The sequence below is a fragment of the Streptomyces sp. DSM 42067 genome (assembly GCF_055792885.1).
Genome location: NZ_CM147706.1, coordinates 1189211 through 1210987 on the forward strand (window position 1 = coordinate 1189211; position 21777 = coordinate 1210987).

The 21777-nt window shown below is 69.1% G+C and carries 20 protein-coding genes; 14 read left to right on the forward strand and 6 right to left on the reverse strand.

What is annotated here, in order from left to right; all coding sequences use genetic code 11:
• Positions 1 to 35: 35 nt before the first annotated feature.
• Both ACSMXV_RS05725 and ACSMXV_RS05730 read left to right on the forward strand, forming a co-directional pair.
• Entirely contained in the window at positions 36 to 1055 is a 1020-nt protein-coding gene (locus ACSMXV_RS05725) for a dihydrodipicolinate synthase family protein (protein ID WP_473176611.1), read from the forward strand.
• Between the two features lie 227 nt (positions 1056 to 1282).
• Complete coding sequence (locus ACSMXV_RS05730) at positions 1283 to 2680, forward strand: FAD-binding oxidoreductase (protein WP_473176612.1); 1398 nt, start codon at positions 1283 to 1285, stop codon at positions 2678 to 2680.
• 145 nt (positions 2681 to 2825) lie between these two features.
• Here ACSMXV_RS05730 and ACSMXV_RS05735 read toward each other — a convergent pair whose 3' ends face one another.
• Positions 2826 to 3746 carry a LysR family transcriptional regulator gene (locus tag ACSMXV_RS05735; protein WP_473176613.1) on the reverse strand — a complete coding sequence of 307 codons (921 nt, stop codon included), beginning with the start codon at positions 3744 to 3746 and terminating at the stop codon, positions 2826 to 2828.
• A 560-nt stretch (positions 3747 to 4306) separates the two neighbouring features.
• On the opposite strand from ACSMXV_RS05735, the gene ACSMXV_RS05740 reads away from it, so the two are divergent.
• The 7 genes from ACSMXV_RS05740 to ACSMXV_RS05770 all read left to right on the forward strand — a co-directional run bounded on the left by ACSMXV_RS05740 (position 4307) and on the right by ACSMXV_RS05770 (position 9906).
• Positions 4307 to 5272, forward strand: a complete 966-nt coding sequence (locus ACSMXV_RS05740) for a VOC family protein (RefSeq protein ID WP_473176614.1) — start codon at positions 4307 to 4309, stop codon at positions 5270 to 5272.
• A 111-nt stretch (positions 5273 to 5383) separates the two neighbouring features.
• A complete protein-coding gene (locus ACSMXV_RS05745; RefSeq protein ID WP_473176615.1) occupies positions 5384 to 5980 on the forward strand; it encodes an SDR family oxidoreductase in 597 nt (198 codons plus the stop codon).
• On the forward strand, positions 5977 to 6948 hold the full coding sequence (locus ACSMXV_RS05750) for a cyclase family protein (protein WP_473176616.1): 972 nt from the start codon (positions 5977 to 5979) through the stop codon (positions 6946 to 6948). The genes ACSMXV_RS05745 and ACSMXV_RS05750 overlap by 4 nt, the downstream gene beginning before the upstream one ends.
• Before the next feature lie 225 nt (positions 6949 to 7173).
• Positions 7174 to 8145 (forward strand): fumarylacetoacetate hydrolase family protein, encoded by a 972-nt coding sequence (locus ACSMXV_RS05755; RefSeq protein WP_473176617.1) that lies wholly within the window; start codon positions 7174 to 7176, stop codon positions 8143 to 8145.
• Positions 8142 to 8894 (forward strand): SDR family NAD(P)-dependent oxidoreductase, encoded by a 753-nt coding sequence (locus ACSMXV_RS05760; protein ID WP_473176618.1) that lies wholly within the window; start codon positions 8142 to 8144, stop codon positions 8892 to 8894. Before ACSMXV_RS05755 ends, ACSMXV_RS05760 begins: the two co-directional genes overlap by 4 nt.
• The gene (locus ACSMXV_RS05765; protein ID WP_473176619.1) at positions 8891 to 9661 is read left to right on the forward strand and encodes an SDR family NAD(P)-dependent oxidoreductase; all 771 of its coding nucleotides are present in this window, start codon (positions 8891 to 8893) and stop codon (positions 9659 to 9661) included. Before ACSMXV_RS05760 ends, ACSMXV_RS05765 begins: the two co-directional genes overlap by 4 nt.
• Positions 9662 to 9672: 11 nt before the next feature.
• Positions 9673 to 9906: a hypothetical protein gene (locus tag ACSMXV_RS05770; protein ID WP_473179254.1), complete on the forward strand. Its 234-nt coding sequence runs from the start codon at positions 9673 to 9675 to the stop codon at positions 9904 to 9906.
• A 193-nt stretch (positions 9907 to 10099) separates the two neighbouring features.
• Here ACSMXV_RS05770 and ACSMXV_RS05775 read toward each other — a convergent pair whose 3' ends face one another.
• A complete protein-coding gene (locus ACSMXV_RS05775) occupies positions 10100 to 12355 on the reverse strand; it encodes an ABC transporter permease (RefSeq protein WP_473176620.1) in 2256 nt (751 codons plus the stop codon).
• A gap of 236 nt (positions 12356 to 12591) precedes the next feature.
• Between ACSMXV_RS05775 and ACSMXV_RS05780 the strand changes: the two genes are divergently transcribed.
• Together ACSMXV_RS05780 and ACSMXV_RS05785 are read left to right on the forward strand one after the other, a co-directional pair.
• Positions 12592 to 13257 carry a TetR/AcrR family transcriptional regulator gene (locus tag ACSMXV_RS05780; protein WP_473176621.1) on the forward strand — a complete coding sequence of 222 codons (666 nt, stop codon included), beginning with the start codon at positions 12592 to 12594 and terminating at the stop codon, positions 13255 to 13257.
• Positions 13258 to 13401: 144 nt separating this feature from the next.
• Positions 13402 to 14145 carry a TetR/AcrR family transcriptional regulator gene (locus ACSMXV_RS05785; RefSeq protein ID WP_473176622.1) on the forward strand — a complete coding sequence of 248 codons (744 nt, stop codon included), beginning with the start codon at positions 13402 to 13404 and terminating at the stop codon, positions 14143 to 14145.
• A gap of 42 nt (positions 14146 to 14187) precedes the next feature.
• Here ACSMXV_RS05785 and ACSMXV_RS05790 read toward each other — a convergent pair whose 3' ends face one another.
• The 4 genes from ACSMXV_RS05790 to ACSMXV_RS05805 form a co-directional block, all read right to left on the reverse strand.
• The gene (locus ACSMXV_RS05790) at positions 14188 to 14751 is read right to left on the reverse strand and encodes a DoxX family protein (protein WP_473176623.1); all 564 of its coding nucleotides are present in this window, start codon (positions 14749 to 14751) and stop codon (positions 14188 to 14190) included.
• Positions 14752 to 14848: 97 nt separating this feature from the next.
• Positions 14849 to 15487, reverse strand: a complete 639-nt coding sequence (locus tag ACSMXV_RS05795; protein WP_473176624.1) for an enoyl-CoA hydratase-related protein — start codon at positions 15485 to 15487, stop codon at positions 14849 to 14851.
• A 253-nt stretch (positions 15488 to 15740) separates the two neighbouring features.
• Positions 15741 to 16955 (reverse strand): amidohydrolase family protein, encoded by a 1215-nt coding sequence (locus ACSMXV_RS05800; RefSeq protein ID WP_473176625.1) that lies wholly within the window; start codon positions 16953 to 16955, stop codon positions 15741 to 15743.
• A complete protein-coding gene (locus ACSMXV_RS05805; RefSeq protein ID WP_473176626.1) occupies positions 16952 to 17797 on the reverse strand; it encodes an amidohydrolase family protein in 846 nt (281 codons plus the stop codon). Before ACSMXV_RS05805 ends, ACSMXV_RS05800 begins: the two co-directional genes overlap by 4 nt.
• 657 nt (positions 17798 to 18454) lie before the next feature.
• On the opposite strand from ACSMXV_RS05805, the gene ACSMXV_RS05810 reads away from it, so the two are divergent.
• The 3 genes from ACSMXV_RS05810 to ACSMXV_RS05820 are packed head-to-tail and all read left to right on the forward strand — an operon-like array spanning position 18455 to position 21730.
• Positions 18455 to 19264 (forward strand): enoyl-CoA hydratase/isomerase family protein, encoded by an 810-nt coding sequence (locus tag ACSMXV_RS05810; protein ID WP_473176627.1) that lies wholly within the window; start codon positions 18455 to 18457, stop codon positions 19262 to 19264.
• Positions 19265 to 19314: 50 nt separating this feature from the next.
• A complete protein-coding gene (locus tag ACSMXV_RS05815; protein WP_473176628.1) occupies positions 19315 to 20466 on the forward strand; it encodes an acyl-CoA dehydrogenase family protein in 1152 nt (383 codons plus the stop codon).
• A complete protein-coding gene (locus ACSMXV_RS05820; RefSeq protein ID WP_473176629.1) occupies positions 20459 to 21730 on the forward strand; it encodes an acyl-CoA dehydrogenase family protein in 1272 nt (423 codons plus the stop codon). The genes ACSMXV_RS05815 and ACSMXV_RS05820 overlap by 8 nt, the downstream gene beginning before the upstream one ends.
• The last annotated feature ends 47 nt before the right edge of the window (positions 21731 to 21777 follow it).

Consider the following 21777-nt stretch of genomic DNA (forward strand, 5'->3'; position numbering starts at 1 on the left):
CACCGAACGCCCCGTCCGCCCACCGAGGAGTCGCCATGCCCGTCTACACCCGAACAGAGGCCCGCGAGTGGGCCCGCGAGAAGCTCGTCGGCGCGGTGAACTGCACCATCCCGTCGTTCACCTCGGATCTGCGCCACGTCAACGAGAAGGCGATCCGCCACGACGTCAGGCTGGCGCAGCGGCACGGATTCCTCGGCACCCTCGGAGTGTCGGAGATCAGCATCACGCTGCCGGAGTACCTGGAGTTCCTGGGCATCGTCAGGGACGAGGCCGCGGACGACTTCGTCGTCGTCCACCACGGGAGCTGGAGCAACCTCGAACAGAACCTCGAAGCGGTCAAGGGCGCCGAGAACGCCGGTGCCGACCTGGTGCTGCTGTCGTATCCGCCGAACTTCTACCCCGAGTCGGAGGAGGAGATCTACCAGTACACCAAGGCGTTCTGCGACGCGACCGACCTGGCGGTCATCCTCTTCCCGATGTACCTGTGGGGCTTCAGCCCGCGGATCCATCCCTCCGACATCCCCGCCGGGCTGATCCGCCGGCTGCTCGACGACTGCCCCAACATCGCGGTCATCAAGGCCGAGGGCGGTTTCCCGTACATCCAGGGCATCGTCGAGTGCCACCGGCTCTTCGGCGACGAGGTCGTGATCTCGGTGCCGATCGAGGGCGACCTCGTCCCGCTCGGTCAGCTGATGCCGATCCAGCTCTCGGCGACCAGTGATCACGAGTACTACGGCGCCACGGTCCCGCGCATGATGGAGCTGCTCCGCGACGAGAAGTACGACGCCGCCGGCCAGCTGTTCTGGCAGGTCCACCCGGCGCGCAAGGCCAAGGCCGCGTTGGCGCCGTCGATGCACGGCGGGGCCTTCATCAACCGTCAGATGTGGAAGTTCCAGGGCTGGTTGCAGGGCTACAACGGCGGCCCGCTCCGGATGCCGACGCAGCGCATCCACGATCCCCAGATGGCCGCCTTGCGCAAGGGCCTCATCGACGCCGGGCTCGAGCCGAGCATGGACCCCTTCCGCGACTTCTTCATCGGTCGCAACCCCGCCTGACCGGTCCGCTCCCGCAACCTCCCTGTTAACTAGTCAGAAAGGACAACATGTCGGATCTCAGAGACGGCGACGCCCAGGGTTACGACGGACTCACGAATGACCTTGTCGGCCGCTCCTCCAAGGACGTCCCCGAATCGGGGATCACCTCGGTCGACCGCCTCCCGGCGTTTTCCCGGCGCCTCGACGAAGCGCGACGCCGCCTCGTCGAGGCGCTCGGCGACGACGCCGTGCTCACCGAGCCAAGCGCGGTTCGGGAGTACAACGACCCGTACGCCGCCATGAGCGACACCCGATTCCGCCCGTCGTTCGTCGTCCAGCCGTCGGACGTCGACGGCGTACGCGCCGTCGTCACGATCGCGAATGATCTCGACGTGCCGATCTGGACCTCGTCGCAGGGTCGGAACTACGGCTACGGCGGTTCGGCGCCGGTCGTGGGCGGCTCGATCGTTCTGAACCTTCGGAGGATGAACCGCGTCCTGGAGCTTGACGAAGCCGCCGGCTACGCCCTCGTCGAGCCGGGGGTGTCATTCCTCGACCTTTACGAGGAGATCCGCCGACGCGGGCTGAAGCTGATGATGTCGGTCCCGGACCTCGGCTGGGGCAGTCCCGTCGGCAATGCACTTGAACACGGGTTCGGCTATACGCCGTTCGGCGAGCACGCGACAGCGGTGTGCGGAATGGAGGTCGTCCTTCCGAGCGGCGATGTCGTTCGCACCGGCCTCGGCGCGATCCCCGGCAGTCCGCTATGGCAGCGTCACAAGCGAGGCTACGGGCCGTCGATCGACAGCCTGTTCATGCAGTCGAACTTCGGCATCGTCACGAAGATGGGCCTCTGGCTGCTGCCGGAGCCCGAAGTGATCTGCACCGGCTCGATCGTCGTTCCGACCGCGGCCGACCTTCCGATTCTTATTGACACGCTCCGCCCCCTCATGCTCGAAGGCACGATCCATGGATTCCCGCTGATCGCGAACACCCCGCTACGCCCCGGAGCGTGGTCCGCGCGGATCGGCCTCTGCGGGCCGGCCGCGCTTGTCGATGCTCGTGAGAGCGTCGTCCGGCAGGCTTTCGCCGGTGTACGCGGCACTGAGATCGAGCTGCGGCGCTACCCGGGCGGGGTCGACCCGTCCCAGGTCCGACCGGAGGACCTCGTGCCCGCCGGAATCCCGAACATGGTCCTGCTCGACGTCATCAGACGGGTCTGGGGCGAGAACTTCGGGCATCTCGACATCGCGCCGATCACCCCGTTCGACGGAGAATCCGCCGCCTGGCTTGCCGAGGCGTACGCACGCGTGCTCGCGGAAGAGGGGCTGCGTCCAACGCCATGCGCATGGATCGCGACTTCGCGCTCGCTCGTCGCGGCGAACATGGTCGCCTTCGACACGACGAACGAAGAGGAGGTCGCCGCGGCCGAGCGCGCGGTTGCGCGACTCAGCGACCTCTTCCTCGATCGAGGCTGGAGCGACTATCGCTCGCATCCGGCGTTCGCGGATCGGATCACCGACCGATACTCCTTCGGCGATCACTCATTGCACCGCCTGTACTCGACCATCAAAGACGCGGTCGACCCGCGCGGGGTGCTGTCACCGGGCAATCACGGCATCTGGCCATCGGCCGCCGCTCGGTAACGGAGGATTCAGCCCCAGATGCCGCGGAGACGCGGAGCAGGCGGGGTCTCGTCACGACCCCTTCCGCGATTTCTTCATCGGTCGCAACGCCGCCTGACCGGTCCGCTCCCGCAACCGCACCACGCACCGATCCCCGGTGGTGCGTTCACGACCCACGTGCGTCAGCGGACACCCGCGCGGCCGCTTCCTTGAGCGCCTCCCGGAGCCACGCATGGGCCGGGTCCGAACGGTGGCTGGGATGCCACCAGAACGCCTCAAGGAGTGGCACGACTTGCCAAGGACACGTCAGTACACGCACGCCGGCCGCGTCGGCCAGCCGCATGGCGACCAGCCTGGGCAGCACGGCGATGCGCCGAGTGCCCGCCACGAGGAACGGCACAGAAAGGAAGGTTTCCACGACCACGTGGATTTCCGGCTCGACACCGATCATCGTCAGTTGCCTCGCCGCGAGTGTGAACGCCGTCGGCTGGTGGTGCGTGACCACCCACGGCAGCTCGGCGATCTGATCGAGGGTGGCGACCTCGCCGATGTCTTCGTTGTCGCGAGAGGCGACGAGCACCCAGTCGTCCCTGTAGAGATCGAGTACCGGCGTCTCCGACAGGAATCCATGAGGGAGAACCATGCCGTCGACGTGCCGCAATGACTCCGGCGCGTTGTCGACTGCCGTGTACGTCTGGGCTTCCAGACGTAGTCGTGCGCCCGGCGCCCGCTCCGCCATCACCGTGGCCACATGGTCTCCGAACACCGTCGCCGCGTAGTCCGACACGATCAGGGTGAATTCGCGGCTGGAGGTGCGCGGGTCGAAATCGGGCGCGGCCTCGAAGACCCGCTTCACCCCGACGAGGGCACCAGTTGTGCGTTCGCGCAGGCTCTCGGCGAGTGGGGTGAGCTCGTATCGGTTGCCGGTACGCGCGAGCAGTTCGTCCCCGAAGTGCCGACGCAGCCGGCGCAAGGCCGCCGACACGGCGGGCTGACTCACACCGAGTCGGGCCGCCGCGCGCGTCACGCTGCGCTCATTGATCAGTGCGTCGAGCGTCACCAGCAGGTTGAGGTCGAGGTTGCGCAATGGGTTCCCAGCCACCTCGGCACCATAACTGCTACGGATACTCGGCCAAAGCAATCTTGAAGACAGTGAAGGGACAGCCCCTCCCGTCGCGCCGCTCGCGACGGGGGCGCCCCAAGCAACTGGGAGAGGCGATGGCGAAGGTGCGCGTAGCAGTGAACCCCATGCGACAGATACCGCCCCCACATTACTGAGCCTTATGACCGCTATAGAGAACCCGCTCTTCCGTGATGGGTCGGCAGCGCTGCACAGTGGTCGTCGTCACACCCGCCGGGACTCGGAGGTCGCGATGCCCGCCGCTACTGGCCAGCACGCTGGCGTCTCCCAGGGCCTGCGCCGCGCCATGGGCGAGGGTCGACAGAAAGCTGTGGCGGTGTGGCGCGTCCCGGTCTCATCCTGATCAAGGAACGCGCCGTGCTCGGCGTGAAGGATCGCGGCGGCCGTGTCGGCGGCTCCTGCGCGAACGACAAGTACGGAACCGTGGGCACCTCCCACAGGATCACCGGAGCGGGCCAGATTGCGCTGACGGCGTGCCCACCCACGCCTTCTCACCAAGGAGAACCATGACCGAGATCGTCAACGACGCGCCGGCCTCGGAGCGGCTGATCACCCATCTCCGGCACATCGACCTGGCAGTCCCCGACTACCAGCGGCAGTTGGGGTTCTACACCGATGTGTGGGGCCTCAACCCCGAGACGACCGACGAGGGGATTGCCTTCCTCGCCGCCGAAGGATCCCCGGAGCAGTACTCCGTCCGGCTACGGAAAGCCGAAGAGAAGCGCATCGACCTGATCGCGTTCGGTGCGGCGAGCCCGGCCGACGTCGATGCGCTCGCCGAACGGCTGGGCCGCGACGGTGTCCACATTGTCAACGAACCGCACAAGCTGCAGACCCCTGGCGGTGGCTATGGGTTCCGGTTCTTCGACAACGACGGGCGCACCGTCGAGGTCTCTTCCGATGTCGCCGTCCGCCGGCACCGCAAGATCCAGGAGGGTGAGTCCGTCCCGGTCAAGCTGTCCCACGTCGTGGTGAACTCGCCGAATCCGGAGGCGACAGTCGCCTTCTATCGCAAGCACCTTGCCTTCGCCCTGTCCGACACTCTGACCCACCACCAGATGGGTGACGTCATGTGGTTCCTGCGCACCAACGTGTTCCACCACAGCCTCGCCATCGCCAAGGGTCCGCATGTCGCCTTGCACCACGCGTCGTTCGAGATGCGTGGGATCGACGAGTACATGAGGGGCACCGGTCGGCTGCTGCGCGGCGGCGTGGAGAAGGTGTGGGGTCCCGGTCGTCACATGGCCGGCAACAACACCTTCAGCTACTTCCTCGACCCGCACGGCAACACCGTCGAGTACACGACTGAGTTGGAACAGCTGGACGAGGACAACTGGCATCCCCACCTGTACGACTTCAGCGACCCGAGCGTGTCCGACCAGTGGGGCACGGCGAACCCGATGGACGAGTTCGTCGCGGCAAAGTCGTTCAACGACCCGGACCGCGGCTGCTTCGTCGCCCCGCCGGTCTGATGCGGCCGGCCACGTTCGTCGACCCCGGCTCGGGCGAGCCCCGGCTCGGGCGAGCCCCGGGTCGGGGTGGTCGAGAGTTGCCGGGTTCACGCGTTCCCGGCAACCCTCGACATGCGCCACTGGTTGGCGCGCGACGTGCAGGGACGCGAGATACACGTCATCCTCGGCCTGCCGGCCCCACCTGGCGGGCCAAGTGGGGCACTGCAGGGCCACTACCCGGCCGCCGCCCACACCGCCGGCAAGCGGTCGCTGCGCGGCCTGACCCATGCCGCGGCGCTCGAACTCGCGCCTCGCGGCATCAGGGTGAATGCCGTGCACCCGGGCTACGTCGATACGCCGATGACGGCGTCCGCAAGGGCAGCGTTCCGTAACACGTCGATCGCCGTCACGCCGAAGAGGTGCCCGTCGACGGCGGCGCCGGCCCTCACGGGGAGCCACGGCGTCCGATGCGCTCCGTCCCCAGTACGTTTCACCGGCCGGCTGACACCGGCCGCCAGTTGTGACATGAGGAGCGTGATGTTCGAGTACTTCCCCGCGAACGTCCGGAACCCGGGCGTCGCCATGCTCAACTCGGGCGGCCTGCCAGACAGGGCCGACCACACCGACCTGACGCTCAAGTCGCGTGAGCTTCCCGCCCCGCGGGCCACGAAGGCCGGCCACCGGCCGTCACCAGCGGTCCGCGACCTGACCGGAGGGCCGATCAAGTGAGGCCGGACGAGCTGGACCGCACCGACCCCGAGGGCGCCATCGCCGCGACGGCGAAGCGGGTCTCCAACTGGGGCCGATGGGGCCACGACGACGTCCGGGGCACGATCAACTTCCTCAGCGAAGCAGATCGCCGTGAGGCGGCCGCGCTGATCCGCAGCGGCCGGTCCTACTCCCTCTCGCAGCGCTTCGATATGAACGGCCCGCAGAAGGGCTGGCGGCGGCGCACCAACCCCGTCCACACCATGCTCGACACCGGCACCGACGCCGCGGCGGGCAACCAGGGGTTTCCTCACGGCATCGGCGGCGCCGACGACGTGATCGCCATGCCGCTGCAGTGCTCGACGCAGTGGGACGGGCTCGGTCACATCTTCGACCACGGCGTCGCTTGGAACGGGCGACGGGCGGAGAAGGTTGTCACCTCCGACGGCGACCTCGTCACCGGCATCGAGCACATGGCCCCGCACGTCGCCGGCCGCGGCGTACTCCTCGACGTGGGCCAAGTGATCGGCACCGACGGCGAGTTGCCCGACGGCTTCGCCATCACCGAGGAACACCTGGAGCAGACCGCCCAGGCCCACGGCGTGAGCGTCGGCCGCGGCGACATCGTCGCCGTACGCACCGGACGGCTGGCCCGCGCCCGCCGCGAGGGGTGGGGCGAGTACGCCGGCGGCGACTCCCCCGGCCTCTCGTTCACCACGGCCGCCTGGCTGCACCGCACCGAGATCGCCGCGATCGCCACCGACACCTGGGGCTTCGAGGTCAGGCCGAACGAGTTCGAGCACGCCTTCCAGCCGCTGCACCAGGTCGCCATCCCCCACATCGGCCTCCTCATCGGCGAGATGTGGGATCTGGACGCGCTCGCCGCCGACTGCGCGCGCGACGGCGTGTACGAGTTCTGGCTCACCGCCGCACCCCTGCCCATCACCGGAGCCGTCGGCTCCCCGGTCAACCCGATCGCCGTCAAGTAACCGGCGGAACAAGGGAGTTCCCCATGAGCAATCCCCGCACAGTCCTCGTCTTGAACGAACTGATCGCCAAGGAGTCCTTCAACGACGTCGACCGCGGCGTGTTCGTCGCCCCGCCGGTCTGATCCTTCGAGTTCCGGGGGCGCGGTGACCCTGTCAACTGCCTTGACTCCTATCGCCGCGCCCCCGGTCCGTCTCTCCCCGACATCGTCGGAGCTGGAGCCGCACATGCGTTTCGCCACCTACGAACACCAGCACCAACGCCGGGTTGCCGTCGTCGATGAGGACGGCACCATCCATCCCGTCCCGGGCACGCGTTCGCTCACCGATGTGATCCGGACCTGCGACGGCCTCGACGCGCTGCTCGACGTGGGCGCCGCCACCCTCGACGTCCCGGCAGGACCTCACCTCTCCGAGGTGCGGCTTCTCCCGCCTCTACAGCCCCCCACCGTGCGGGACTTCGTCACCTTCGAGGAACACGTCGAGGGCGTACGGCGGTCCGTGGACGGCGTCGGCGGGGTGCCCGAGGCCTGGTACGACGCCCCGACCTTCTACTTCACCAACCCCTACGCGATCGTCGGCCCCTACGACGACGTGCCCGTGCCGCCGGGCAGCGACGTCCTCGACTTCGAACTTGAAGTCGCCGCCGTCATCGGCCGCGAGGGCCGCGACCTCACCCCCGAGCAGGCCCACGACCACATCATCGGCTACACCGTCTTCAACGACTGGTCCGCACGCGACCTCCAGTCCCGCGAGATGAAGGTCAACCTCGGCCCCTGCAAGGGCAAGGACACCGCCGCCACCCTCGGCCCGTACCTCGTCACCGCCGACGAACTGAACGGCTACCGCGATGCCGACGGCTTCCTGCGCCTCGCCCTCACCGCGTCGGTGAACGGCGAGGTGGTCGGCAAGGACCTGCTGTCCAACATGAGCTGGACCTTCGAAGAGATGGTCGCCTACGCCGCGCGCGGCACCGTCGTCCGCCCCGGCGACGTGCTCGGCTCGGGCACCTGCGGCAACGGCGGCTGCCTGGCGGAGCTCTGGGGCGTACGCGGTGAACCGACCCCGCCACCACTCAGGCCCGGCGACACCGTCACCCTCACCGTCGAAGGCATCGGCACCACCTCCAACACCGTGGTCGAGGGCGCCGATCCGATACCGCTGCCCACCGCCCGCCGCCGTACCCGGGAGCGGCCGTGACCGACCCGCACCCCAAGAGGCTCCTCGGCAAGGTCGTCGTCGTCACCGGCGCCGCCCGCGGTCAGGGCGCCGCCGAGGCCGAAGCACTGACCCGCGAGGGCGCCCGCGTCATCGCCACCGACATCCAGCCGGCAGACGGCTGCCGCCGCCTCGACGTCACCAGCGACCAGGAATGGACGGAACTCGCCGCGGAACTCAGGGAGTCGTACGGCGCGGTCCACGGCCTGGTCAACAACGCGGGCATCACGTGGCGCGCCCGCGTCGGCGACGTACGGCCCGAGGACTTCGCCCGCGTCCACGCGGTCAACGTCACCGGCCCGCTGCTGGGCATCCAGCGTCTCGCCCCGCTGATGCCGCCCGGTTCCTCGATCGTCAACGTGGGCTCGTCGGCGGCGCTCACCGGCCACTACCCGGTCGCCTACACCGCGAGCAAATGGGCGTTGCGCGGCCTGTCGAAGACCACCGCGACCGAGCTCGGCCCACGCGGCATCCGCGTGAACACCGTCCACCCCGGCTTCATCGAGACGGAGATGACCGCCTCCGCGCACCCCGCCTTCCGCGAGGCCAACATCCGCGAGACCCCGCTCGGCCGCACCGGAACCGTCGACGAGGTCGCCCCGCTCGTGGTCTTCCTCCTCTCCGACGAGTCGTCCTTCATCACCGGCGCCGAGATCCCGGTCGACGGTGGGCTCACCGCGCACGGCGGCGTCAAGTCCCTCTCGGACGCACTGCTTTCGGGGGCGTCATGAGGCGGCTGGAAGGCAAGGTGGCCCTCATCTCGGGTACGGCCCGCGGCCAGGGCCGTGCGGCGGCGCTGCGCTTCGCCGCCGAGGGCGCGATCGTCGTGGGCGGCGACCTGCTGCACAAGGCTGCCCTGGAGACCCAGCGGCTGATCGCACAGGAAGGCGGCACGGCCCTCACGCCCGGCCCGCTGGACGTCACGGACGAGGACTCGGTCCGCGCCTGGACCGAGGAGGCGGTGGACGCCTTCGGCACGATCGACATCCTCTACGCCAACGCCGGCGCCGTCCGCTTCGGGGCCGTGGACACCCAGCCGTACGAGGACTTCGCCTTCACGATGCGCGCCGAGCTGGACTCGGTGTGGCTCGCCGCGCACGTCGCCTGGCCACACCTGGTCGCGAGTCGCGGCTGCGTCCTCACGGTCGGCTCCACGGCCGGCCTCACCGGCTCCCTCACCAACCGGCGCACCGCCCACTCGGCGTCCAAGGGCGCGGTGATCGCGCTGACGCGTCAACTCGCCGCCGAGGGAGCCCCATACGGCATCCGCGCCAACTGCATCAGCCCCGGAATGATCGACACCGAGGGCTCCCGCGGGGACCTGCTGGCCGACGACCACCCCATGCGCACAATCGCCCGTCACATCCCGCTCGGCCGCGTCGGCCTGCCCGACGAGGTGGTCAACGCAGCCGTGTTCCTGGCCTCCGACGAGGCCTCGTACATCACCGGCGCCAATCTCGTCGTCGACGGCGGCTGGTCGTCCGTACTCCCCGGCTGAAGGGCCCCTTCGTGAACAAGGTCTGCGCGAGCGCCACGGACGCGGTCGCCGACATCCCCGACGGCGCGTCGCTCTCGGTCGGCGGTTTCGGCCGCGGCGGCGTGCCCGAGATCCAGGACTGCCTCGACGGGAAGGGCATCAACCGGCGCGGGTACAACCCCGGATTCGGCTTCCTCGACCACCGCCATCGCGTTCTGGCCGCCATCCTGAGCCGCCGCAACACCGTCACACTCACCCTGGCTTGACCCCCAGCATCGTCCAGCGCCCCCGACCGGGCGTGCGTGATGTCGGTCAAAGGTGACGACGACCTCCACGGCGGCGCCGGAGGTGATCGCCGTTCTGCGGGAGCGGTACGGGAAGGTGGCGATGGCCCGGTGAACGTCGCTTCCGCGGGGGCCGCCGCCATTGCCTGGCAGCGGCCCCCGCAGGCGGATCCGGTCAGCCGGTGTAGGCGTCGGCGGGGCGCCGCCCCCCGCTCCAGGATCCTTCCGGCTCCGCGGCCGGAGTCACCCCGACGCCGTCGCCGGAGCCATCGCCTCCGCTTCCGGAGTCGCCGTGCCCGCCACCGCTCTCGCCACGGCCGTCACGGCCACCTCCCAGGGCTGCCGTCCGCTTGTCCCGGCGGGCCATGAAGGCGTCGATGACCACGTTGAGGACCAGTCCCGCGGCGCCCCAGACACCGATCGTGAGCAGGTCGCGGCCGATGCCGACGCCGTCGAAGTAGAGCGTGCCGCGCAGGGCGTCGACGGCGGCCGACAGCGGCAGTACCTCGTTAAGGCCCCGGAAGGCTTCCGGAACCATGTACAGCGACATGCCGCCGCCCGAGGCGGGCACTCCGGCGAGCATCAGGACCAGCATCACCGGGACGATGCCCGGTATGCCGATGGTGCGGGTGAGCACGCCGGTGACGAGCGCCATGCAGAAAATGGTGAGCACGCCGATGCCGATCACCGTCCAGGCGTGCCCGGTGATCGCGCCGATGAGGACGTCGAAGAGGAACCACAGCCACACCGCCATGCCCACAGCCCAGCCGACCAGCTTGGGCAGGAACTGACGCAGCCGCCGCACCTCGGGCGCACCGCCCCGCAGCACCGTCATGATCATGAAGCCGGCCATGATCCACGCCATCGCGACGTACATGGCGGTGGTGCCCATGGTGTCGTCGTCGGTGAGCGGTGCGATGTCGGTGGTCTTCAGGTCGGTGTCCGAACCCGCGGCGACCTTCTGGAAGATCGTCTGCACGGCGGTCTGCTGGCTCACGCCGGCGGCGGAGGAGGTGTAGAGGACGGCCTCGCCGTCGGCCGTCGTCGGCAGCTGGTAGACGGCCACGACGGTCCGGTCCATGATCCGGTCGGTGGCCCGGTCGAGGTCGGTTCCGGCCCGCAGGTCGAGCACGTCGCCCAGGCTCTTGTCGAGGCCGTCGACGGCCTGTTCGGCCTGGGCCGCAGTCGCGCCGACCACGACGACGGGCATGTCGCTGACGGTGGGCTTGTGCATGGCCGAGCCCATCAGGCCGACCATGCACACCAGGATCGCGAGCGGGAACAGCGGGACCACGACGTACCGGTACCACTTGGAGCGGGCCGGGCCGCCGGGGAACGCGGGCAGCGCGGCGTCACCGTCGGTGACCTGCGGCGCCGCCGGGATCGCGGTGCCGGACCTGCGCTCCTTGAGCAGGCACAGCGCCAGCCCCGCCACCAGCCACGCGGCGAGCGTCAGCAGGTGGCCGCCGAGGCCGCGGCCGTCGAAGTAGAGCAGGGAGCGCAGCGCCTCGCCCGCGGCCGGCAGCGGCAGTACGTCATGCAGGAAGCGGAAGAAGCCCGGCATGGTGTGGATGGACAGGGCGAGGTTGGACGCGGGCGTGCCGAAGGCCATCCACAGCACGATCCCGATCAGCACCGCCAGCGGCCCCACCAGTTTGGTGAACAGCAGCTGCGCCGCAGCCACGGCGCAGGTCGCGAGCATGCCGACGCCGAGGAACTGCAGGTAGTGTCCGTCGACCGCGCCGACGACGGGCCCGAGGATGGTCCAGATGATCGTGCTGGTCAGTGCCGACCAGCCGATCATCAGCGGGACGAACCGCTTGAGGGCGAGCAGGAACGGCAGGCTCATCGTCATCAGGCTGAGCGGGACGTAGCCCGCGAGCAGCATGCCGAGGGCGGCGAACATCGCCGCGATGCCCGCCGAGTCGCCGGCCGGGAGCGGCGCCACGTCCTGGGTGTCGACACTCCAGTGCTGCGCGGTGGCGGCCGGGGCCATCAGCTGCTGGACGGTGGCGGCCTGGGAGGCGCCGCCGGCCGAGGCGGTGTAGAGCGTGGCCGTGTCCCTGCCGTCGGCGGGGAGCGCCAGGGCCCCGGCGATGTCCTGGTCCTGGAGCAGGTCGGTGGCCTCCTGCACGGTGCCGACCACCCGGACGTCCAGCGCGCCGTCCGCGGACGACTCCAGCCCGTCCGCCAGCTGCTCGGCCGCCGCCCCCGACCCGACGACCGCGACCGGCATGTCGTGCGGGGTGGGCGCATGCATGGCCCCGACGTACGTCGCGTACATCGCTGTGACCATCAGGAACGGCATCGCGAAGAGCGCGATCCAGCCGATGATCCGCGCCTTCTTCGCCTGCTCGGGCCGGGGGACGCCGGCGGCACCGGAATCCGGGGCGGACGCAGGAGTGGGGTCGGGTGCAGGGGGGTGTTTCACGAGGGAGCTCCTGGTCAGGGTACGGGGCGTCCGCGGGGCGCCGTGTGACGGGGGGACGGTCCGGGCGCGCCGACACGGCACTGGATCGGTGCACCGACCATCCACCCTCCCCACCATAAGTCATGTGTCTTACGAACTGCCGACCAGTTCCCGCCCCCGGTGCGGGGTGGGTTAGGTTTCTGCTGGTGACAGGGGCCGTCACCACGCAGGCTCCGACAGAGGGAACACGGCAGCAGATGACCAGAGCGGACAAGGCCCGCGAGAAGCTCCTCGACGCGGCGGAACGCCTCTTCGCCGAGGAGGGCCTGGCCCAGGTATCCAACCGGAAGATCGCCGAGGCGGCGGGGAACAGCAACCACTCCGCCGTTGCCTACCACTTCGGCAGCCGGGAGGACCTGCTGCGGGCACTCCTGACCCGGCACCTGGCCGCGGTCGACGAACCGGCCGCCGCCCTACTCGAGTCCTCCGACTCCCTGCTCGGCGACGTCCGCAGCCTCGTCCTGCCCACCACCCAACTCCTGGCGGAGCTGCCGCAACCGACCTACCGCGCCCGCTTCCTCAGCGCCGCGCTGCACGATCCAGCCGGGATGGCGGTGGCACGCGAGGTCTCCGCCTCGACGCCCTACAACGCCCGGGCCATGCGCTCCGTGCTCAGCAGGCTCGACCACATCCCGCCGGACATCGCGCGGGGGCGCGCGGCGCTGATGACGCATGTCCAGCTGTCGGCGAACGCGGAGAACGAGGAGCGCGCCGCCAGACTGGGCCACGATCCCAACTGGATCTCGATGGGCTACTTCCTCGCCGACTCCATCGCCGGCCTGCTCACCGCCCCGGTCAGTCCGGACGGCGCCGGCGAGCCGGGCCGGCTCGCCGAACCCTGGGGGCCCTCCTCAGCGGGCTGAGCCTGACATGCCCGCATGGCCGGCTTCGCCGCCTTGGCTCGGCGCACGGCCCACAGGGGGTGAGCGGAAGTCGGTCACCGTCACGTCATTCGCCCACGAGAGAGGGTTGCACACCGATGTGACAGTAGGGCAACATTTGTTCAAGTGTCTAGCGGCCCGAAAAGGATCACGGCACAATCATGCAGACAGGGCCCATTCCCGCAGCCGACGAACTACTCCACGAGCGCGAAAGGCCAGAAAATGAGCGACGGGTTCGACGGGTTGCGGAGAGCAGCCGATCCGCTGAGGTCCGCCAGAAAGTCATCCGGAAACGGCACCTTCGACAAGGCCACCGAGGAACGCATCCTCGAGGCCGCCGGCGATCTGCTGAGCCGGCTCGGCAGGAACAAGGTGAGCATGTCCGACGTCGCGCGCACCGCCGGCGTCGCACGCGGAACCCTGTACCGGTACTTCGATTCCCGTGACGTTCTTCTGGACGCACTGTCCAAACGCAATGCCGATCACTTCTTCGACGATCTGGCGCGCGCCATGAAAGACCATGAGCTGCTCTCGGACCAACTCGGCGAATTCTCCGAGCGCATCATTCGCTCGATCCAGCCGAGCGACGATTTCCCCTCGTCGAACAACCACATCGCCATGCTGCACATGCTGGCCACCCAGAGCAGTCTCGCGCTGCTCCGCACGGCGAAGTTCCTGCGCCCGTACATCGAGTCGGCGCGCGAACGCGGCGAGGTCCGCGCAGACATCGACGTCGACGACGCGAGCGAGTGGCTGGCGCGGGTCCTCCTGTCCTTCACCGTTTTCCAGGCGTCCGTCTCGCGCGACACGGACACTCCCCAGTCCGTCAGCTCCTTTGTCCAGCGTTATGCGATCGACGGGCTGGCCTGAGCGGACAGCGCACCGGCGCCGTCCGGTGCCGGTGCATGCCTTTCACGCAGGCTCGTCGGTGACGTCCGCCGGTGGTTCTGGTTCTTCCGGCCGGTAGCACAGAGCCAGCAGCGCAGCAGCCGCTACGCCTCCCACGCCTGCGGCGGCCAGTGCCTGTGCCGTGCCGCCGGAAGGGCGACGGAGCAGACCGTCGAGCGAGTACCGGCCGTGGCCGAGAGCGGAGAGGGCCACGGCGGCGCCGGCCACGACAGCCGTGTACTCCCAGCCCCCCTTGAAGACGAAGAAGCCCTTGCCCCGGTGGTCGGTGCGGGCGGCCACCGCCATCAGCCCGACGGTCGCCGCGGCCGGGAGGGGGTTCGCCGCGCCCAGGACGAGTCCCGCTCCGGCGGCCATCTCGGTGGCGGCGGCCATCCTGGCGTGCACCGCTGCCGGCTTGAGGCCCAGGGACCGGAACCATCCGGTGGTGCCCTCGAGTCCACCTGGTCCGCAGACCTTGTTCCAGCCGTGCGCGAACAGCATCGGCCCCACGGTGGCACGCAGCATCAGCGCCGCGGCGTCGCGGCTGCCGCCAGAGTTGAGCACGGGGCGTCGGGTGGATGTCGGCATGCTTCTCCTTCGTAGGGGATGGGTCACCGCGCCTGTGACACGAGGGCCGAGCCCTGCACTACCCCATGTCACGGGCGCGGTGGCGGGTCCGGCAGCGTCAGCGAACCGTGTTCGGGCCCGGTTCGCGCACGTCGACGAAGCCACGCCGGGGTCGACGTGCGGCGAGCCGCAGGGCGGTCCGCTCGGCCTCGGCCCGCAGTGCGCCGAGGGGGACCACGGTGTCGACGAGGCCCGACTCGAGCGCCTGGGCCGCGGTCGACGCCCTGCTCAGCTGGGGGCGCGCCGCGTTGATCGGCTGCTGGTCTGCCACGCTGTCCAGCGGCGGGTGTGCCGCAGGCCGTGCGCTGATGAAGCGCGCGTGCGCGGCCGCGACCACCGCGTCGGCGGCGCGCACCAGGTCGAGTGCCGCACCGCAGGCCATCCCGTTGACGGCAACCACCAGCGGGATGTCCAGCGGCGGCGGTGTGAAGCTGCCTCGGGGAGCGGGGACAGCGCCCGGGGCGTGGTCGATCCCGGTGGAGAACGCCTCGGCCCCGGCGCCGATCACCACCACCGCGGCGAGATCCGGGGTCTCCGACACACGTGACCACGCCTGGTGCAGAGCGGCTGCCGTCGAGTGATCGAGGGCGTTGAGCGCACGGCTTCTGTTGAGGGTGATCCACGCGCAGCTTCCCGCCACGTCGAAGAGAACGGTGCGGTTCATGCCCATGGTGACGGTCTCCTCCATCTCGTACATCCGGCTCCCTCCGCTACCGAGTTGACGCCGTTGAGGGGTGACCATCACCCCGGGAGGTACGTCATCGGAGGTCGTCATCAGGCGGGCGAGGCGGTCAGCAGGCGGGAGGAACTGCCGATGTGCCGGCACACCGGCAGTCGGGCCTCGTCGACGACCGCCCGGAACGGCTTCACACGCGGAGAGTCCGGTGACGTCCCGCACGCTCCTCCCCCGCACCAGCCCGCTGATCAGCGGGCCTCGAGTCGAGATCGGCTCAGTGGTCGATACCGAGCAGGTCCAGGACGTTGGTGCGCATGACCTGGTCGGTCTCGGACTCGGTGAAGCCCTTGAGCTCGTGCTTGAAGTCCGTCGGTTCGGCCAGGCCCTCACCGTGCGGCCAGTCGGAGCCGAACAGGACGCGGTCCGAGCCGACGGTGTCGGCCAGCTTGCGGATGTCCTCCTCGTAGTAAGGGGTGACCCACAGGTGCTTGTGGATCGTCTCGGCCGGGTCCTCGGCGAACACCTGCGGGGACTGGTTGGCCTGCTTGCGCAGCCGCTTGATCAGCAAATGGACCCAGTCGGAGCCGTTCTCGATGCTCGCGACCCGCAGTGTGGGGTGGCGGGTGAAGACGCCGTCGATGATGAGGCTGGCCATCGTGTCGTGGATGGCACGGTCGGCCACCAGGACCTGGTTCAGCGGGCTCGGGTTGCGGAACGGGACGAACCGTTCGGGCCCGCCCCAGGCGGCGCCGAACGTGTTGTAGCCGCTGTCGCTCAGGTGGAAGCCGACCGGGATGTCGTGCTCGGCGAGCTTGGCCCACACCTTGTCGTAGTCCGGGTGGCCGAACGACCGGGACCGGCCGTGGCCCATCGGCACGGGGGCCGGGCGCACCGACACGATCCGCACATTGCGCGCGACCAGCCTGTCGATCTCCTTGACGGCCTCGTCGGGATCGGCGAACGACAGCATCGGCGCGGCCATGATGCGGTCCTGGTACGAGTAACCCCAGTCCTCGTCCAGCCACTTGTTGAAGGCGGTGAGGCTCGCCATCGTCGCTCCGACGTCGTCGCGCAGGGCCTCCTCGACACCGCAGCCCAGCGTCGGGAACAGCAGGACGCCGGACATCCCCTGCTCGTCGACCATCTGCAGGCGCAGGTCGCGATTCTGGTAGGCGGGGTTGAGCGGCTCGACCTTCATCAGGCTGCGCGGGTCGACGCCCTCGGGGATCTGACCGCGGAACAGCAGGTCCTGGCAGCCGGGGACGATGACCGGGTCGAAGGTCGGGTTCGGCACGAACTCCAGGAGCCGGCCACCGGCGAGCAGCTGGGTGTGCTTGCCCTTCTGAATGACCTGGATGCCGCGGTGCTTGAAGGCCGGGTCGAGGTGCCGGGTGAAGGCGTCGATCTTCTCGTAGTAGTGGTTGTCGCTGTCGAAGGGCAGCGTGTACTTGCCCTTGACGGTCTGCTGTTCCGAAGCGGTGATGGTCACTTGTTTTCGCCTCCGTTGAAGAAGAAGCGCTCGGCGTTGCCGTACAGGTAGTCGTCGAGCACCTCGGGGTCGAGGTCGAGCTGCGAGGCCTCGGTGAGGGTGCGGGTCATGGACAACACCGGGGAGTCCGAACCGAAGATGATCTTCTTCTTGCCGCGGGTCCGCATGTAGTGCAGGAGCGACTCGGGCAGATATTTCGGCGACCACGCCGAGGTCATCAGGTGCAGATTCCGGTACTTGCCCATCAGCCGGATCGCCATGTCCCACCACGGGTCCGCGCCGTGGATCATGCACAGCTTGAGCTCGGGGAAGCGCTGGCACACCCGGTCGAGGTGGATCGGGTTCTGCGCGTCGCCCGGCAGCGGCGGCCCCGGCAGGCCGGTGTTCACAGCGACGGGCAGTTCCAGCTCACACGCCTTGGTGTAGAGCGGGTAGTACACGGCGTCGCTCGGCGGGTAGTTGCCGTCCCCCCAGAAGCTGGGCCCCACGGCCACATAGGAGACCGGGGCGTTGGCCACGGTCTCGGTCAGGATCCGCAGGCTGCGCATGGGGCGCAGCAGGTCGAGCCCGCCGATGCCGAGCGAGAAGCGCTCCGGCGCCTTCTCCACGAACTCACGGGCCTTGGACGAGGCTCCGGTCCGCACGTCGTCCATGAGGATCGCCCGCCGGACGCCGAGCCGGTCCATCTCATCGACGAGCTGGTCGAAGTCGGCGTCCGCCAGGAACGACTCCCCGCCCTTGAAGTAGTCCTCCTTCACCCGCACCAGCCAGTCGGGCGGGTCGTCGCCGGTCACCATGCTCACGTTCACCAGGCAGTCGATCGCCCTGTTCGCCATCGTCATGCGTGTCCTCTCCGGTTCCGCTCCGGTCTCGCTCGGGCCGCACCCGGGCCGCCGGTGCACGGCATACAGGGGGAGCCGGTCGCCGTCGCATCCTTCGTCGGCGGCGACCGCTCACCCCCCGGTAGGACAGTAGGGCAGGATCTGTTCAAGTGTCTAGCCGCTCGACAGGGAACACCTCGCCGGGAAGCGAGCGCACGCCGGCGTTCAACTCACCCTCCCCGCTTCGCAGTACGCAAGGCGGCGACCCAGGTGACGGATGTCGACGCCATCCCTTGCCGGAACCAGAATCGGACTTTAATATCAGCCGCCGGACCGCCGGTGCGGCCCACCTGGATCGTGATCGTCCGTACCGGCGGAGAGAGAAAGCGGCGGCCGCGCAGACCACGCACGTACCTGCCGGAAGGCGTGCGGTTCAGGGCCAAGGACCCGGCGAACTGTCGGTCGCCGGCCGAGGCGCTCGGCCGCACCCGCCCGCATGCACCGCAGCACGTCACGTCCCCCACTCCGCCGTATCGGGACCAGGACGGCACACCGCCCGGTCGCGGATCGGGCGACGGAACACCACGCACCGCAAGCTGCCCCGACAGAGGCGAAAGCCGGATCCGGCCCGCGACCGAGCACGGCACGGGCCGGACGACGAGCAAGGAGGCAACAAGGATGAGCGACACCCTGATCGAGCGGTTCGACGGCGTCGTGCGCGTCACCTTCAACCGACCGGAGAAGAAGAACGCGCTGACCGCCGACAACTGGCTCGCCCTGGAACGTGTCCTGGACGAGGTCGCCAAAAATCCGTCCGACCGGGCCGTGATCCTGACCGGGGCGGGTGGATGCTTCTCCGCCGGCGCCGATCTGTCGGGCGGCCTGGACGACTCCCGCAACGGAGAGCAGCGCGGCCTGACCGGCGGGCCGGTGCAGTCGACCCTGCACGAGATGCGCGCCGTCAACGAGATCATCGGCCGGCTCAAGAGGTTGCCCAAGCCGACGCTCGCGGTCGTGGACGGTGTCGCCGTCGGGGTGGCACTGGGACTGGTCCTCGCCTCCGACCTCATCCTGGCCAGCGACCGGGCGCGGTTCTCGGAGGTCTTCGTCAAGCGCGGGCTCGCCCTGGACGGCGGAAGCTCCTGGACGCTGCCCCGGGCCGTGGGCATCCGGCGCGCGAAGCAGATGGCGTTCTTCGGCGACATGATCGGCGCCGACCAGGCTCTGAACTGGGGCCTCGTCAACGAGGTCGTGCCCGCCGACGACCTCCAGGAGGAGGGCGCCCGGTGGGGCCGCCGCCTCGCGGCCTCACCCACCACGGCGGTGAGCCTGATCAAGCGCCTCCTCGACAACAGCTCCGAGACGAGTTTCGAGCAGGCCATGGAGGACGAAGCCCGCTCCCAGCACATCGCGTTCACCACCAACGACATGCACGAGGGCGTCGCCGCATTCCTGGAGCGCAGGGAGCCGCGCTTCACCGGAGTCTAGGGCGCCGTCCCCACTCACCAGCGATTCAGCAGACCAGGAGACCAGGAGCCATGAGCATCGACCTGTTTCCGAAACCCACCGACGAGCAACGGATGATGCTCGACGCGACCACCCGGATCCTCGATTCGGACAGTCCACTGGACGCCGTGCGAGCGGCCGCTGAACGGTCCGAGCCCGGCAGCCCGGCCCTCAGGCGCAAGCTGGGCGACGTCGGCTGCTTCGGCCTCCTGGTCGACGAAGCCCAGGGCGGCGGCAGCGCCTCGGACAACGGCGTGGTGGACGCCGTACTCATCGCGGCCGAACGCGGTGCCAGGCTGCAGCCCGGTCCGTTCACGGGAACGAGCGTGACCGCCCACACCCTGTCCTTGCTCAACCCGCCGGCGCACCAGGATGTGCTGAAGTCGCTCGTCTCGGGGGAGGCGGCGGCGACTTGGGCCGCAGACGGGCTGATGGGCCGGCCGGCCGGTCTGACGGTCCGCACCTCGGAAGACCAGGTGGTCCTGACCGGCGTGCTCGAAGCCGTCCAGGACGTTGACGAATGCGAACACCTGCTTCTCAGCGCGCCGTTGGCGGCCGGCGTGGTCCACGTCCTCCTTGCCCTGTCCGACCCCCGCATCCGGACGGTCCGGCGCGGCGGTCTCGACATCACCCGACGCTTCCACGACGTGCACCTGGACGACGTCGCCATCCCCCTCGACGACGTACTCGCCGAGGGCGAGGCGGGGCGTGCCCTGCTGGAGCGGCAGACTGCCGTCGCCGCCATCCTCAGTGCGTCGGAGTCGATCGGAGCCATGGACAGCGATCTCCAGCTGGCCGTCGAGTACGCGAAGACGCGCATCGCCTTCGGGCGTCCCATCGGCTCCTTCCAAGCGGTGAAACACCTGCTCGCCAATACCGCTCTCCTCCTGGAAATGGCGAAGAGCCTGGTCGTCGAAGCGGCGGTCGCGGTCGGCCGGGAGACGGACGACTCCGCCGTACTCGCCGGCGCGGCGAAGTCCTTCACCGGCGAGAAGTCCATCGAGCTCGCCCACAACTGCTTCCAGGTCTTCGGCGGAATCGGTTACACCTGGGAACACGATCAGCACCTTTTCCTGCGCCGGCTGACCTCCGAGGCTCATCAGTTCGGTTCGCCCGCATGGCATCAACGCCGCATCTGGGAGCAGGCGTCCAACAACCGCAGTGACCGGAGGACACATGTCTGAGGACCTTCCCGAGATTGCGGACTACCGCCGCAATGCCCGCAGGTGGCTCGAGTCCCACCTCGAAAAGAGGACGAAACCGGCGCAGCGCAGCCGGATCACCGACAGCGGCGACATCTCCGAAGCCCACCTCGCCGAACAGCGCGCACTGCAGCGGAAACTCTTCGACGCGGGCTACGCCGGCATTTCCTGGCCGGCGGAGTACGGCGGACAGGGCCTGCCGAAATCCTACGAGCGTGCCTTCGAAGAGGAATCGCGCGATTTTGTGATGCCGGACTTCGGCATCGCGGGTGGCACCACGTTCGGCGTCTGCGCGATGACCATGCTCGCGCACGGATCGCCGGAATTCCTGAAGCACCACATTCCCAAGATCCTCGCCGGGGAGCGGCTCGTCGTCCAGTTCTTCTCCGACCCCGAAGCCGGATCCGACCTCGCGGGGGTGCGCACGCGGGCGGTCCGCGACGGTGACCGGTGGATCCTGAACGGGTCGAAGATCTGGAGCAGCGGCGCCTACTACGCCGACTACGGAATGTGCCTGGCACGGACCGACTGGGACGTGCCCAAGCACCGCGGGCTCACCTGGTTCGCCGTACCGATCGGCGCCGACGGCGTAACGGTGCAGCGCATCAAGCAGATCAACGGCGACGCGGAGTTCTGCCAGGAGTTCTTCGACGACGTCGTGCTCTCCGACGCCGACGTCATCGGCTCGGTGGACGACGGCTGGACGGTCGCCCAGACGATGCTCTTCTTCGAGCGCGGCGGCGCTGCGAACGAGACGGCTCCCGAGACCGCCCCCGATGCCCGGCTGCTCGCCCCCGATCTCGTCGCCCTCGCCGACAAGGTGGACCGCCTGGACGACCCGAGGGCCCAGGAATCCATCGTGCGCGCCCACATGGACGACCTCGCCCGGCGGGCCCTGAACAGCCGCATCGGAACCCTGATGAGCGTGGACCCGCTGCGCGCGAGTTCGTTCGCCTCCTACAGCAAACTCGCGTCCGGAACGTACGACCCGATCCGCGCGAACATCGCGCTGGAAATCGCCGAGAGCGCGGCCACCACATGGCCCGAATCCGAGACCCCCGACCAGGTCGCACTCGACCTGTTGAACAGCCGGTTCATGTCCATTGCCGGCGGTACGAACGAGGTACAGCGCAACAGCATCGGCGAGCGCGTCCTGGGGCTTCCACGAGAGCCGTCGTTCGACACCCAGAAGCCTTTCCGAGAAGTGATCCGGGCATCGCAGAACTGGTCGGGAAAGGTCGGCTGACCGCGCTGACCGCGCCCACCGGCACCTGTTCAGGAGAAGCACGGAAC